The 14,184-nt window shown below is 52.3% G+C and carries 12 protein-coding genes; 10 read left to right on the forward strand and 2 right to left on the reverse strand.

Annotation, left to right across the window (positions count from 1 at the left end):
- The first annotated feature begins 65 nt into the window (after window positions 1–65).
- The 6 genes from HMPREF2551_RS09810 to HMPREF2551_RS09835 all read left to right on the forward strand — a co-directional run bounded on the left by HMPREF2551_RS09810 (window position 66) and on the right by HMPREF2551_RS09835 (window position 8,664).
- On the forward strand, window positions 66–908 hold the full coding sequence (locus HMPREF2551_RS09810) for an ATP-grasp domain-containing protein (RefSeq protein WP_070838757.1): 843 nt from the start codon (window positions 66–68) through the stop codon (window positions 906–908).
- Window positions 909–1,212: 304 nt separating this feature from the next.
- A complete protein-coding gene (locus HMPREF2551_RS09815) occupies window positions 1,213–2,604 on the forward strand; it encodes an alanine/glycine:cation symporter family protein (RefSeq protein ID WP_036493589.1) in 1,392 nt (463 codons plus the stop codon).
- An 81-nt stretch (window positions 2,605–2,685) separates the two neighbouring features.
- Window positions 2,686–3,942, forward strand: coding sequence for a D-amino acid dehydrogenase (locus HMPREF2551_RS09820; RefSeq protein WP_070838758.1), 1,257 nt, complete (start codon window positions 2,686–2,688; stop codon window positions 3,940–3,942).
- Window positions 3,943–4,122: 180 nt separating this feature from the next.
- Complete coding sequence (zupT, locus tag HMPREF2551_RS09825) at window positions 4,123–4,932, forward strand: zinc transporter ZupT (RefSeq protein ID WP_002224778.1); 810 nt, start codon at window positions 4,123–4,125, stop codon at window positions 4,930–4,932.
- A 96-nt stretch (window positions 4,933–5,028) separates the two neighbouring features.
- A complete protein-coding gene (locus HMPREF2551_RS09830) occupies window positions 5,029–7,860 on the forward strand; it encodes a valine--tRNA ligase (protein ID WP_070838760.1) in 2,832 nt (943 codons plus the stop codon).
- A gap of 81 nt (window positions 7,861–7,941) precedes the next feature.
- A complete protein-coding gene (locus tag HMPREF2551_RS09835; RefSeq protein WP_049343711.1) occupies window positions 7,942–8,664 on the forward strand; it encodes a pentapeptide repeat-containing protein in 723 nt (240 codons plus the stop codon).
- A 284-nt stretch (window positions 8,665–8,948) separates the two neighbouring features.
- Here the strand turns inward: HMPREF2551_RS09835 and HMPREF2551_RS09840 are convergent, their stop codons facing one another.
- Together HMPREF2551_RS09840 and HMPREF2551_RS09845 are read right to left on the reverse strand one after the other, a co-directional pair.
- A complete protein-coding gene (locus tag HMPREF2551_RS09840) occupies window positions 8,949–9,890 on the reverse strand; it encodes an ABC transporter ATP-binding protein (protein WP_070838762.1) in 942 nt (313 codons plus the stop codon).
- Window positions 9,891–9,905: 15 nt separating this feature from the next.
- Window positions 9,906–10,796 (reverse strand): NUDIX hydrolase, encoded by an 891-nt coding sequence (locus HMPREF2551_RS09845; protein WP_070838764.1) that lies wholly within the window; start codon window positions 10,794–10,796, stop codon window positions 9,906–9,908.
- A gap of 123 nt (window positions 10,797–10,919) precedes the next feature.
- Here HMPREF2551_RS09845 and HMPREF2551_RS09850 point away from each other — a divergent pair, with 123 nt between their 5' ends.
- The 4 genes from HMPREF2551_RS09850 (at window position 10,920) to hrpA (ending at window position 14,076) form a co-directional block, all read left to right on the forward strand.
- A complete protein-coding gene (locus HMPREF2551_RS09850; protein ID WP_070838768.1) occupies window positions 10,920–11,504 on the forward strand; it encodes a beta-class carbonic anhydrase in 585 nt (194 codons plus the stop codon).
- Window positions 11,505–11,522: 18 nt separating this feature from the next.
- Window positions 11,523–12,128 carry a nicotinate-nucleotide adenylyltransferase gene (nadD, locus tag HMPREF2551_RS09855; protein WP_070838770.1) on the forward strand — a complete coding sequence of 202 codons (606 nt, stop codon included), beginning with the start codon at window positions 11,523–11,525 and terminating at the stop codon, window positions 12,126–12,128.
- A gap of 58 nt (window positions 12,129–12,186) precedes the next feature.
- A complete protein-coding gene (gene rsfS / locus HMPREF2551_RS09860; RefSeq protein ID WP_002246503.1) occupies window positions 12,187–12,573 on the forward strand; it encodes a ribosome silencing factor in 387 nt (128 codons plus the stop codon).
- A gap of 108 nt (window positions 12,574–12,681) precedes the next feature.
- A complete protein-coding gene (hrpA, locus tag HMPREF2551_RS09865) occupies window positions 12,682–14,076 on the forward strand; it encodes an ATP-dependent RNA helicase HrpA (protein WP_083323139.1) in 1,395 nt (464 codons plus the stop codon).
- Window positions 14,077–14,184 lie beyond the last annotated feature (108 nt).

The following is a 14,184-nucleotide window of genomic DNA, read 5'->3' on the forward strand; positions in this document are numbered from 1 at the left end:
CCGTCTGAAAAATCTTTTGGTTTGATTTCGCTATATAATTTTGGTTTTAGCAACGAGATGCAACCATGACCGAGCAAACCGTTTTGGCACTCATTACCTGCCAAACCTACCCCGAACCGTCGGACAACCTGAAAACATTGGCGGCGCATTTGGAAACCATGGGTGTGAAAACCGTATTTGACGCGTGGCAAAACCATCCATCCGCGCCGTTTTTGCTGCCTTTGTGCGCATGGGATTATGCCGCCGAACCCGAAGCCTTCCGCCAATGGCTGGAGCAAGCCGGGCAGGCGGGGCAGCGTTTTATCAATCCGCCCGAATTGATGGCTTGGAATATGGAAAAGACTTATTTGTGCGATTTGGCGGCGCGCGGCGCGCAAGTGATTCCCAGCGTGTTCGTTCCGCCGCAAAAAGACAAATTGGCCGATATTCTGAAACAACAAGGCTGGACGGAAGCAGTCGTCAAGCCTGCATTCGGTCAGAGCGGCAAAGGCGTGGTCAAAGTTTGTGCGGAGGCATTGGACGTGGATATGGCGGATTATCCGCAAGGCATGATGGTTCAACCGTATATCCGTGAAATCGAAACGGCGGGCGAAAGCTCGCTGGTGTTTTTCAACGGCGCATTCAGCCATGCCGTGCGCCGTCAGCCGCCGCAAGGCGAATGGCGCGCCAACTCGGCCTATGGCGTGTCGGTGTTTGGTATCGAGCCGCCCGAGTTTGCCGTCCGTGCCGCGCAAGACGTACTGGCCGCCTTGCCGCAAATGCCGGTTTACGCCCGCGTGGACGGCACACTGATTGGCGATACCTTCCTGCTTAATGAGTTGGAACTCATCGAACCTGCCCTGTACCTGCACACCAGCGAAGGCGCGGCGGAGCGTTTTGCCCGAGTGTTGGCTGGGTTGCTGGAATAGGATTGCGGCACGCACATTCAGGCCGTCTGAAAGACTTTTTTCAGACGGCCTGAATTTTTTTAAACAGTTGGCAGGAAGATGTTTTAAAGCATGCTTTTATTTGTCATTTTAATTGGGCTGGGGTCTCGGCCTGCTCTGGATTGTAAACAATTTTCTTGGTGTTGATTGGGTTTTATTTAGGGTAAAAATACGAAAAGCTTTTGAAAATAAATATGTTGTAATCTTAAACATTCTGTGCTGAAATTACAGGACACTACAAAAAAGTGGTGTTTTAAAAAAATAAAACAGACAAAGGAGAAAAACCATGCAATTGCTTTTAGACAATCTCAAAGCCTTTTTTGAAACCATCAGCGGCTGGGTCTGGGGGCCTATTATGTTGATGCTGCTGGTCGGTACGGGCATTTTGCTGACCGTTTTGCTGAAAGGCTTGCAGTTCACCATGTTGGGTTATGCGTTGAAACAGGCGTTTGTGCCGTCAAAGAAGCATGAAGACGGTGAAGACCACGAAGGCGATATTTCCCATTTTGCAGCGTTGATGACTGCGCTGTCGGCCACCATCGGTACGGGCAATATCGCCGGCGTGGCGACTGCGGTGGTAACCGGTGGCCCGGGTGCGGTATTTTGGATGTGGATGACCGCCATTTTCGGTATGGCCACCAAATACGGCGAGGGCGTGTTGGCGGTGAAATACCGCGTCACCAACTCCAAAGGCGAAATGTCCGGCGGCCCGATGTATTACATCGAAAAAGGCTTGGGCAAAAACTGGAAATGGATGGCTGTTGCGTTTGCGCTGTTCGGCACATTCGCTTCCTTCGGCATCGGCAGCTCGGTGCAGTCCAACTCGGTTGCGCAGGCAGTGCAAACCAGCTTCGGCGTCGAACCTGCCTACACCGGCGTGATATTGACCGTATTAACGGCCATCGTGCTTTTGGGCGGCATTAAGGGCATCGCCAAAGCTGCGTCCTTTATCGTGCCTGCCATGGCAGTATTTTATGTAGTGGGCGGTATTTCCATTATTGTCGTGAATTCTGACGCACTGATGCCTGCCGTCAAACTGATTTTCTCCGATGCGTTTAGCGCGCAAGCCGTGGCCGGCGGCGCCATCGGCACGGTCATCCGCTACGGCGTGGCACGCGGCGTATTCTCCAACGAGGCAGGCATGGGTTCTGCACCGATTGCCGCCGCAGCCGCAAAAACCGACCATCCCGTCCGTCAGGCATTGGTTTCCATGACCGGTACGTTTTTGGACACCATCGTTGTCTGCTCGATTACCGGTATCGTGTTGGTCATGGGTCTGCTCGGCGCAGGCGGCGAGTTTGTCAAACCTGAATTGAGCGGCGCGGCGCTGACAACCGTCACGTTCCAAAAAATGCTGCCCGGCATCGGCGGCTGGATTGTTACCATTGGCCTGATTTTCTTTGCTTACTCAACCATTCTCGGCTGGTGTTATTACGGCGAGAAATGCGCGGTGTACGTTTTCGGTGAACGCTTTGCCGGACTGTACCGCGTGGGTTACGTCTCTTCCGTCATGCTGGGTACCGTGTTGAGCCTTGACTTGGTGTGGCTGGCTTCGGATACATTTAACGGCTTGATGGCATTGCCCAACCTGATTGCGCTTCTGTTGATGGCGAAAGTCATCGTCAATGAAACGCGAGACTTCAAACAAAAAATCAAAAACGGCGAATTGCCGCATTGATGTCCAAGGCCGTCTGAATCTGAACATTCAGACGGCCCGATAGATAAAGTTTGTTTTGAAAAAAGTCAGAGGAGGAGAAAAATGAAAGTGCTTGTTTTAGGTGCCGGAGTTGCCGGCGTATCTTCCGCGTGGTATCTGGCAGAGGCAGGACATGAAGTAACGGTCATCGACCGCGCCGAGGGCGTGGCGATGGAAACCAGTTTTGCCAATGCAGGCCAGCTTTCTTACGGCTATACCACGCCTTGGGCGGCACCCGGCATCCCGACCAAAGCGCTGAAATGGTTGTTTAAAAGCCATCCGCCTTTACTGTTTCGCCCCGACGGCAGCCTGTATCAAATCGAATGGCTGTGGCAAATGCTGCAAAACTGCACGGCAGCGCGCTATCAAATCAATAAAGAGCGCATGGTCAGGATTTCCGAATACAGCCGTGAAATGTTCCGCCGTTTTGAAGCGCAAACCGGCATGAATTTTGAAGGACGCAAAAAAGGGACGTTGCAGATTTTCCGTCAGGCTAAAGAAGTCGAAGCGGCAGAACAAGACATTGCCGTTTTGGAACGCTACGGCGTGCCCTACCGTCGTCTGAAACCCGAAGAATGCGCAGAATTCGAGCCTGCGTTGGCGCGCGTTACCGCCAAAATTGCCGGCGGCCTGCACCTGCCCGCAGACGCGACCGGCGACTGCCACCTCTTCACCGAAAACCTGTACAAACTGTGTCTGGAAAAAGGTGTACAGTTCCATTTCAACCGAACCATCCGCCGCATCGAACACGGCGGCCAGCGCATCAGCGCAGTGGAAACCGAAACAGAACGGTTTGAAGCAGATGCCTTCGTCTGCGCGCTCGGCTGCTTCAGCAGGACGGTTTTGGCGCAGTTGGATCTCGATCTGCCCATTTATCCCGTCAAAGGCTATTCCTTGACCCTGCCGGTCACAAACTCAGACGGCGCGCCGGTTTCCACCGTTTTGGATGAAAGCTACAAAGTCGCCATCACGCGCTTTGACAACAGAATCCGCGTCGGCGGCATGGCGGAATTGTCCGGCTACGAAATCAAACTGCCCGAAAAACGCCGCGAAACCTTGGCTTTGGTCGTCAACGATTTGTTCCCCGAAGGCGGCGACTTGAATCAGGCATTGTTCTGGAGCGGACTCAGACCGGTGACGCCCGACAGCACGCCGTTAATCGGCCGCACCCGTTTTGAAAACCTGTTCCTGAATACAGGCCACGGCACTTTAGGCTGGACCATGTCGCTGGGTTCGGCAAAATTGACCGCCGATATCGTGAGCGGCAAAGACACTGAAATCCGCAGTGATGACTTGAGCCTGTCGCGCTATCAGGCTTAAGCTGGAAAGCGATAAGATTTGGTGATATTTCAAACTTAAGGGCCTTCTGAAAACCATTTTTCAGACGGCCCTTAGCTTTATGAGTATTGTATCCAATCAATAAAATAAATAATAACTATTATCATACGCATTAAAAAGTGTTAGTCTGAACCTGTCCCAGCTTTTAGCGCAGGTTTTCTCATGCCCGATTTTTCGATGTCCAATTTGGCCGTTGCCTTTTCCATCACGTTGGCTGCCGGTTTGTTTACCGTATTAGGCAGCGGTTTGGTGATGTTTTCCAAAACGCCCAATCCGCGCGTGTTGTCGTTTGGTTTGGCATTTGCCGGCGGTGCGATGGTGTATGTTTCCCTGACGGAGATTTTCAGTAAATCCAGCGAGGCGTTTGCTGAAATTTATGATAAAGACCACGCGTTTGCGGCGGCGACCATGGCATTTTTGGCCGGGATGGGCGGCATCGCGCTGATTGACCGCCTGGTGCCGAACCCGCATGAAACTTTAGATGCGCAAGACCCGTCGTTTCAAGAAAGCAAACGCCGCCATATCGCGCGAGTCGGCATGATGGCGGCGTTTGCGATTACGGCGCACAATTTCCCCGAAGGTTTGGCGACATTTTTTGCCACCTTGGAAAATCCGGCGGTCGGGATGCCTTTGGCCTTGGCGATTGCCATCCATAATATTCCGGAGGGCATTTCCATCGCCGCACCGGTTTATTTTGCCACCCGAAGCCGTAAGAAAACGGTATGGGCATGTCTGTTATCCGGCTTGGCTGAGCCTTTGGGGGCGGCTTTGGGCTATTTGGTTTTGCAGCCGTTTTTGTCGCCTGCCGTGTTTGGCTCGGTGTTCGGCGTGATAGCCGGCGTGATGGTGTTTTTGGCGTTGGACGAGCTGTTGCCGGCCGCCAAACGCTATTCAGACGGCCACGAAACCGTTTATGGCCTGACAACGGGCATGGCAGTGATTGCCGTCAGCCTGGTATTGTTCCATTTTTAAAACCCGTATGCCAAAGGCCGTCTGAAATGATTCAGACGGCCTTTTTGCGTTATAATCCGCACATCAAAAATAACCTTAATTTCACAAAGTTCCATCATGTTAGACAAATACAATCCAGCCGAAATCGAATCCAAACATTATCAAAACTGGGAAAAGCAGGGCTATTTCCAACCTGATATGGATTTGACCAAACCGTCTTTCTCCATCCAACTGCCGCCGCCCAACGTTACCGGCACGCTGCACATGGGCCATGCCTTCAACCAAACCATCATGGACGGCCTGACCCGCTACTACCGTATGAAAGGCTGCAACACCGCCTGGATTCCGGGCACAGACCACGCGGGCATCGCCACGCAAATCGTGGTCGAGCGCCAGCTTGCCGCGCAAAACGTGTCCCGTCATGACTTGGGCCGCGAAAAATTCTTGGAAAAAGTATGGGAATGGAAAGAAGTTTCCGGCGGCACGATTACCCAACAAATGCGCCGCGTGGGCTGTTCTGCCGACTGGACGCGCGAATATTTCACGATGGACGACGTGCGCGCCGAAACCGTGACCGAAGTGTTCGTGCGCCTGTATGAACAAGGCTTGATTTACCGCGGCAAACGCTTGGTGAACTGGGATCCGGTATTGGGTACCGCAGTGTCTGATTTGGAAGTGGAAAGCGTGGAAGAACAAGGCTCTATGTGGCACATCCGCTATCCGCTGGCGGACAATCCTGCCGAAGCCGTTATTGTGGCGACCACCCGCCCTGAAACGCTATTGGGCGACGTGGCCGTTGCCGTCAATCCTGAAGACGAACGTTATACCCATTTAATCGGCAAAGAATTGATCCTGCCGCTGACCGGCCGTACTATCCCCGTGATTGCCGATGAATACGTTGAAAAAGACTTCGGCACCGGTTGCGTGAAAATCACGCCTGCGCACGACTTCAACGACTATGAAATCGGTAAACGCCACGACACGCGCCTGATTAATGTGTTTGACTTGGAAGCCAAAGTGTTGGCAAACGCCGAAGTGTTCAACTTCAAAGGCGAAGCGCAACAAGGCTTTGCCCTGCCTGAAAAATACGCAGGTTTAGACCGCTTTGCCGCGCGCAAACAAATGGTTGCCGATTTGCAGGAACAAGGCTTCTTGGTTGAAATCAAACCGCACACGCTGATGACGCCGAAAGGCGACCGTACCGGCTCAGTGATTGAGCCGATGCTGACCAGCCAATGGTTTGTCGCCATGTCCGCAACGCCAAACGGCGGCGAGCCTGACAGCGAATTCAAAGGCTTGAGCCTCGCCGACAAAGCCAAAAAAGCCGTCGACAGCGGCGCAGTGCGCTTTATCCCCGAAAACTGGGTCAATACCTACAACCAATGGATGAACAACATCCAAGACTGGTGTATCTCACGCCAACTGTGGTGGGGTCATCAAATCCCTGCATGGGACGACAACGAAGGCAATGTGTATGTTGCCCGCAATCAGGAAGAAGCCGAAAAACAAGCCGGCAAAACCGGTTTGACCCGCGAAGAAGACGTATTGGATACATGGTTCTCCTCCGCGCTCGTGCCCTTCTCCACGCTCGGCTGGCCGTCTGAAACCGACGAACTCAAAGCCTTCCTGCCTTCCAATGTCTTGGTCACCGGCTACGAAATCATCTTCTTCTGGGTGGCGCGCATGATTATGATGACCACCCACTTTACCGGCAAAGTACCGTTTAAAGACGTGTACATCCACGGCATCGTGCGCGACCACGAAGGCAAAAAAATGTCCAAATCCGAAGGCAACGTCATCGACCCTGTGGATTTGATCGACGGCATCGACTTGGAAAAACTGCTGGTAAAACGTACCACCGGCCTGCGCAAACCCGAAACCGCGCCGAAAGTGGAAGAAGCCACCAAAAAACTCTTCCCCGAAGGCATTCCGAGCATGGGTGCGGACGCATTGCGCTTCACCATGGCGAGCTACGCCAGCCTCGGCCGCAGTGTCAACTTCGACTTCAAACGCGCCGAAGGCTACCGCAACTTCTGCAATAAATTGTGGAACGCCACCAACTTCGTGTTGATGAACACCGAAGACAAAGACTGCGGTCAAGACGAAATGCAACCGTTGGCGTTTACCTTTGCCGACCAATGGATTATCGGCAAACTGCAACAAGCCGAAGCCGCGGTTGCCGAAGCCTTTGAAACCTACCGCTTCGACCTTGCCGCGCAAACGCTGTACGAATTTGTGTGGAACGAATATTGCGACTGGTACATCGAGCTGGCAAAAGTGCAAATCCAAACCGGCTGCCCGACAACCCAGCGCACCACACGCCGCACCCTCGTGCGCGTACTCGAAACCATCCTGCGCCTGCTGCACCCAATCATGCCTTTCATTACCGAAGAGCTGTGGCAGGTCGTTGCGCCTCTGGCGAATGCCAAAACCGCCGACAGCATCATGTTGGCCGCCTATCCGCAAGCCGATAAAGAAAAAATCGTTCAGACGGCCTTCGACAAAATGGCCGCATTGAAAGACTTGGTGGAAGAAGTGCGCAAACTGCGCGGTGAAATGGGTATCGCGCCAAACGTCAAAGCGCCACTCTTCGTCGAAGGCAGCGCAGAACTCGAAGGCCTGCTCAAATACCTGCCGTCGCTGACCCGACTGGCCGAAGCTAAGCTGGTGGACAACCTGCCCGAAGCAGAAGATGCCCCCGTCGCCGTCTGCAACGGCGCGCGCCTGATGCTGAAAGTCGAAATCGACAAAGCTGCCGAAACCGCCCGTTTGAGCAAAGAAGCCGAGAAGCTGCAAAAAGCCTTGGACAAACTCAACGCTAAACTCTCCAAACCCGGCTACACCGAAAAAGCCCCCGCGCATTTGGTGGAAAAAGACAAAGCCGATTTGACGGAATTGGAAGACAAAATGGCGAAAGTGCAAACTCAGTTGGCGAAGTTGAAAGGGTAGTATTGTTTGGTTGTGAGAAAGGCAGCCTGAAAACGGTAAGGTGATTTTCAGGCTGCTTTAATTAGAAATAAGGAACAAATTATGTTGGTGAATAATGATAAAAAAAGATACAGCTATAACAATATTGATACTAGAAATAAAAAATTTATTCATAAAAATTTTAATAAAACCACTAGCTACCACTCTAACTTTTCCCACTCCAAATTTATCAATGCCTCTTTTATAGGTGCTAAATTTAAATTTAGTTCACTATTTGGCTCTACTTTTGATAATTGTTACTTAAGGGGAGCACTATTCAGAAAATGCAACTTAAAAGAATGTATCTTTAAAAATTGTATTATATCATCCTCCTTATTTGAAAACAGCAAACTAGAGAGTTGTTATTTTGAGAATTGCAAAATTCTTAATTCCCCATCATTATCAAATGCTATTTTGCATAATAAAGAAAATATTACTAATGAAATCCTAGAACAGTACCCTCAAGAACATTGTTTCAGTAAACAATTAATTGAAGAGGTTAAGTTACTAAAGAAAAATGAATTCATTCGTAAATCTTCTATTTTGCATTTAAAAAAACAACGGATAGAAACAGTTTCACTAAAAGTTCTCGTAGAAGAGTTTGGTGAAGAATTCTTAATTAATAACCTAAAAAATCTGAATATTATGGTAACTCGCAATTTTTCATCGCTAAGTTACATAACCAACATCTTGAAAAAAATACAGAATAATGGTAAAAAGGAATTCCTCGGCTCCACTACGCTTGATATTCCAAAATTGACTGATGAATGCTCGTCTACGGACTGATGCGAGGTTAAGGCTTTCATTTTAAATATGTTGATGGAGGGATTGCCTATGGTGATGGATTGTTTTACTGTTTTAAGTTTTGTTTCATTAGTTGTTTACAAAATTATGTTGAACGTCAATATCAAGTGGTCTAGTGGGGTTCTAATAGCAAGCATAGGTTGGGTCAAGACCCAACAAAACCCTTAAATCATCTGTTTTGTGTTAGATTTTCAACCCAAGTTACCAAAAGGCCGTCTGAAACTTAAATTTCAGACGGCCTTTTTCTTTTTCTTAATCCTTAAAATTCAATTAAACCAAACAATCTGACTTTCATCCACGCTGATGCGGATTTCCTGTCCGGTTTGCGGTTTGTCTGTATCGTGGTCGGCGTGGGGATACCAAATCAAATCGCCGTATTGCGGATGGGTGAGGGTAAGGCGTGTGCCTTCGGCGAGGGGGATGGCTTCGCTGATGCGGACGGCTGTGCCGTTTGGGTCGAATCGGATGGCATGTTGGGGGATGTAGCGAGTGTCGCCGGTGTTGGCCAAACCGAGCAGCAGTGCGGCTTGGGCATTGACGGGGCGGCGGATAAGGGTTTCCGGTGTGCCGTGTTGGAGGATGCGGCCTTCGTGCATGATGGCGATGGTGTCGGCCATGGTGCAGGCTTCCTCGGCGGAGTGGGTCACGAGGATGGCGGGGATGTTTTGACTGCGGATGCGTTCGGCGGTCAGGGTGCGCAGGTGGTGGCGCAGGTGGGTGTCGAGGCTGGAGAAGGCTTCGTCCAAGAGCAACAGCGACGGGCGCGTGATGAGGGCGCGTGCGAGGGCGAGGCGTTGCTGTTCGCCGCCGGAGAGGCTTTCGGGTTTGCGTTGCGCTTCGTGTTCCAAACCGATGTCGCGCAAGGCCTGCATGGATTGTTCTTCGATTTCGGCTTTGGGCAGACGGCGCATTTTGAGGCCGAAGCCGACGTTGTCGAGGGCGGTTAAATGCGGCAAAAGGGCGTAGTCTTGAAACATCAGCGAGATATTGCGTTTTTCAGACGGCATGTCGGTGATGTTGTCGCCGTTGAGCCAGACTTCGCCGCTGTCGGGACGCACCAGGCCGACGATGGTTTTGAGCAGGGTGGATTTGCCGCAGCCGGAGCGGCCGAGTACGGCGAGGATTTCGCCTGCTTCGACGTTTAGGTTGATGTCTTGGGCAACGGTTTTGCTGCCGAAGCGTTTGTTGATGTTTTTGAGTTGCAACATGGTTTCAGACGGCCTTTAAAAATGGGGTCGGCAACGGATGCTGTCGAGCCATGCGGACAGCGGATGTTTGGGGTTGATCAGGCCGTATCGACGGCAGGCTTCGATCGTGACCAGCTGGGCATCGTGCATCATGTGTCCGCCCAACATGGCATCGAGCAGGGTGGAGATGTCCATCAGCTCAAAACCGGCGACTTCGCCGTCTTGGTTGGCGGGTTGGAAGCCTTCGGGCAGGACGATGTCGAAGATATACAGGATTTCGTTGTGGACACCGCGATTAACGGGGCGCAAACTATATATTTGGGCGGTCGGTCGGATATGGGGTGTTAACGAAGCGGGAATGCCTGCTTCTTCTTTGCCTTCGCGGCAGACGGCTTCAGACGGCCTCTCGCCGCTGCTGATGCCGCCGCCGGTCAGGTTGTCGAGTTTGTTTGGATCGACGGCTTTGTGCGGACTGCGGCGGCCTATCCAAAAGCGCAAACCGTCTTCTGTTTCGACCAATCCGTTCAAATGAACTGCCTGACTCATCAGGCCGAACGGACGGAAGGCGGCGCGTTCGAGTGCGCATAAAGGCTTGCCCGACTGGTCGCAGATGTCGAACTTTTCACCGCGCCAACCCTTGAGCCAACCGCACTCGCGCCACTGTTGCGCCAGCGTTTGCAAACTGTCGCCCATTTCCGCCCAGCCGTCAGTTTCCAAATTCAGGCCGTCTGAAAGGGTCGACTGCCTGCCTGTCCAATCTTGTCCGAGGCGTTCGCGCCATAACGGGTTTAGACGGCCCAAAGGCAGGCCGTTGAGATACAGAATGCACCAATCGTCGGATGCGCTATAGCTGGTTTGCGCCCAATCCCACAATGCGTCATGGACATCGGGCGCGAATACCTGTTCAAAGCGGAAAGACTGAGACATGGCGCATCCTCCAAAAGAACTAAAGATACGTCGATTTTAGCCGTTTACGGCGAATTTGCAAAACAACCATACCCCTTGAAAACCGCTATAATAGAGTAAACCATCCGAAACGAGCACATCATCATGAGTGAATTGACCGATATCCTTTCCTACAACCAACGTTTCGTTGAATCGGGCGAGTACGAAAAATATTTCACCAACAAATACCCCGGCCGCGAGTTGGCCATTCTTTCCTGCATGGACGCACGCATTATCGAATTGTTGCCCAATGCTTTAGGTTTGAAAAACGGTGACGCCAAGCTCATCAAAAACGCCGGTGCGCTAGTGACGCACCCTTGGGGTTCCGTAATGCGCAGTTTGTTGGTGGCCGTATTTGAACTTAAAGTCAAAGAAATCATGGTCATTGCCCACCACGACTGCGGTATGCGCGGATTACACGCCGAAGAGTTCCTCCAACGCGTACACGACAGCAATATCCCCGACGACCGCATCGAAACCCTGCGCAACGCCGGTATCGATTTGGACGGCTGGCTGACCGGTTTTGACAACGTTGAAGACAGTGTGCGCCATACCGTCGAGCTGATTCGAAAACATCCGCTGATGCCCAACAACATCGCCGTCCACGGCCTGGTCATCCACCCGACCACAGGCAAGCTCAACCTGATTGTTGACGGCAGCCTGCCTGCTTCCGACGGCCAAAACATCTAACGCAGACACCACTACGAAATGAAAAACATCGGATTATTCGGCGGCACGTTTGACCCCATCCACAACGGCCACCTCCACATCGCCCGCGCCTTCGCTGACGAAATCGGTTTGGACCTTGTCGTCTTCCTGCCGGCAGGCGACCCATACCACAAAGACAGCACGCGCACGCCGGCACAAGAGCGCCTCAATATGGTTGAACTCGCCATCGCCGACGAGCCGAAATTCGCCGCCAGCGACTGCGACATCGTCCGCGACGGCGCAACTTATACGTTTGACACCGTCCAAATCTTCCGCCAGCAGTTTCCCGGCGCGCAACTGTGGTGGCTGATGGGCAGCGACAGCCTGATGCAGCTGCACACATGGAAAAAATGGCAAACCCTCGTGCGCCAGATCCATATCGCCGTCGCCATGCGCCAAGGCGACAACCTCAACAAAACCCCGCGCGAATTGCACGCATGGCTCGGCGAAGCCCTGCAAAACGGCAGCGTTCGCATCCTCAACGCGCCGCTGCACAACACCAGCTCCACCCAAATCCGTGCCAATCTCGCCAAAACGCACCATTCAGACGGCCTGCCGCAACCCGTCGCCCAATACATCCGCCAACACAAACTCTATGAAAAATAGCGTTTATTCAGGCAGATAAGCTATAATGCCGTCTGAAAACATTTCAACTAGGAAAACAATGAACGAACAAGAATTGCAAGACCTGCAAAAAATGGTCGAAGTGGCCGTAAACGCCCTCGAAGACATCAAAGCCAAAGACATCTCCGTTTTGGAAACCCAAGACAAAACCTCCCTGTTCGCCCGCATGATTATTGCCAGCGGCGACAGCACACGCCAAGTGAAAGCACTGGCGAACAACGTTGCCGTCGATTTGAAAGAAGCTGGTTTCGAAATCCTCAGCACCGAAGGCGACAGCGGCGAATGGACGCTCGTCGACGCAGGCGACCTCGTTGTCCACGTCATGCTCCCTGCCGTACGCGACTTCTACGACATCGACACCTTGTGGGGCGGAGAAAAACCGAGTTTCCACGCCGGTATGCAAAAACCTTGGCACGCCGCCGACTAAAACGGTTTATCCATACAAAGGCCGTCTGAAACTTGAAAGTAAGCAAGTTTCAGACGGCCTTTTGCTATAATTCCATTCTTTTCACATTATTCAGTTTACCGCACCATCATGCCGCATCTCGATTTCGCCCAAACCCTCTCCAAAGACCGCCATTTCCTGCAATCCGCCTTTAAAAACCCAAAAAAATACGGCGGCTTGGCCAAGGTTGAGGAAAAATACAAAAAATCGCACGATCTTTATTTGCAACGCCTGTCCAAACTGCCCAAACCCGAATTCGACAACACGCTGCCCGTTCACGAAAAACTCGACGAAATCAAAAAAGCCATTGCCGAGAATCAGGTAACGATTATTTGCGGCGAAACCGGTTCGGGCAAAACCACGCAGCTGCCCAAGATTTGTTTGGAACTCGGACGCGGGGCGGCAGGCTTGATCGGGCATACCCAGCCGCGCCGTTTGGCCGCGCGCTCTGTAGCAGAGCGGATTGCCGAAGAGTTGAAATCGGAAATCGGCGGCGCGGTGGGCTATAAAGTGCGCTTCACCGACCACACCTCGCGCGATGCCTGCGTCAAGCTGATGACCGACGGCATCCTGCTGGCGGAAACCCAGACCGACCGTTATCTCGCCGCCTACGACACGATTATCATCGACGAAGCGCACGAACGCAGCCTGAACATCGACTTCCTCTTGGGCTATTTGAAACAGCTGCTGCCGCGCCGCCCCGACTTGAAAGTCATCATCACCTCGGCAACGATAGATGCAGAACGCTTCTCCCAACACTTCAACGGTGCGCCCGTTTTAGAAGTAAGCGGACGCACCTATCCCGTCGAAATCCTCTACCGCCCGCTGACCAGCAAAGACGAAGACGACGCAGAAGTCGAGCTGACCGACGCGATTGTTGATGCAGCCGACGAGTTGGCACGATACGGCGAAGGCGATATTTTGGTATTCCTGCCGGGCGAACGCGAAATCCGCGAAGCCGCCGAAGCCATGCGCAAATCCACACTGCGCCGCAACGACGAAATCCTGCCCCTGTTCGCACGCCTGTCGCACGCCGAGCAGCACAAAATCTTCCACCCTTCAGGCGCAAAACGCCGCATCGTATTGGCAACCAACGTCGCCGAAACCTCGCTCACAGTGCCGGGCATCAAATACGTCATCGACACCGGCCTCGCGCGCGTCAAACGCTATTCCGCACGGGCGAAAGTGGAGCAGCTTCATGTAGAGAAAATCTCCCAAGCCGCCGCCCGCCAACGCTCCGGCCGCTGCGGCCGCGTCTCCGCAGGCGTATGTATCCGACTGTTTTCAGAAGAAGATTTCAACAGCCGCCCCGAATTTACCGACCCCGAAATCGTCCGCAGCAACCTCGCCGCCGTCATCCTGCGCATGGCATCACTGAACCTGGGCGATGTGGCGGCATTTCCGTTTTTAGAAATGCCCGATTCACGGTATATCAATGACGGTTTTCAAGTGTTGCTGGAATTGGGGGCGGTGGAGGCCGTCTGAAAATAAAAGTTTTCTTAATAAAAAGGCAGGCCATGTTTTATTTTCAGACGGCCTAAATCATTGAGAAACTAAGAAAATTATTAAAAAGGGAATATTGGGTTTTAACAC

Origin of the sequence: Neisseria sp. HMSC066H01 (genome assembly GCF_001837375.1) — a bacterium.
Classification (GTDB): domain Bacteria; phylum Pseudomonadota; class Gammaproteobacteria; order Burkholderiales; family Neisseriaceae; genus Neisseria.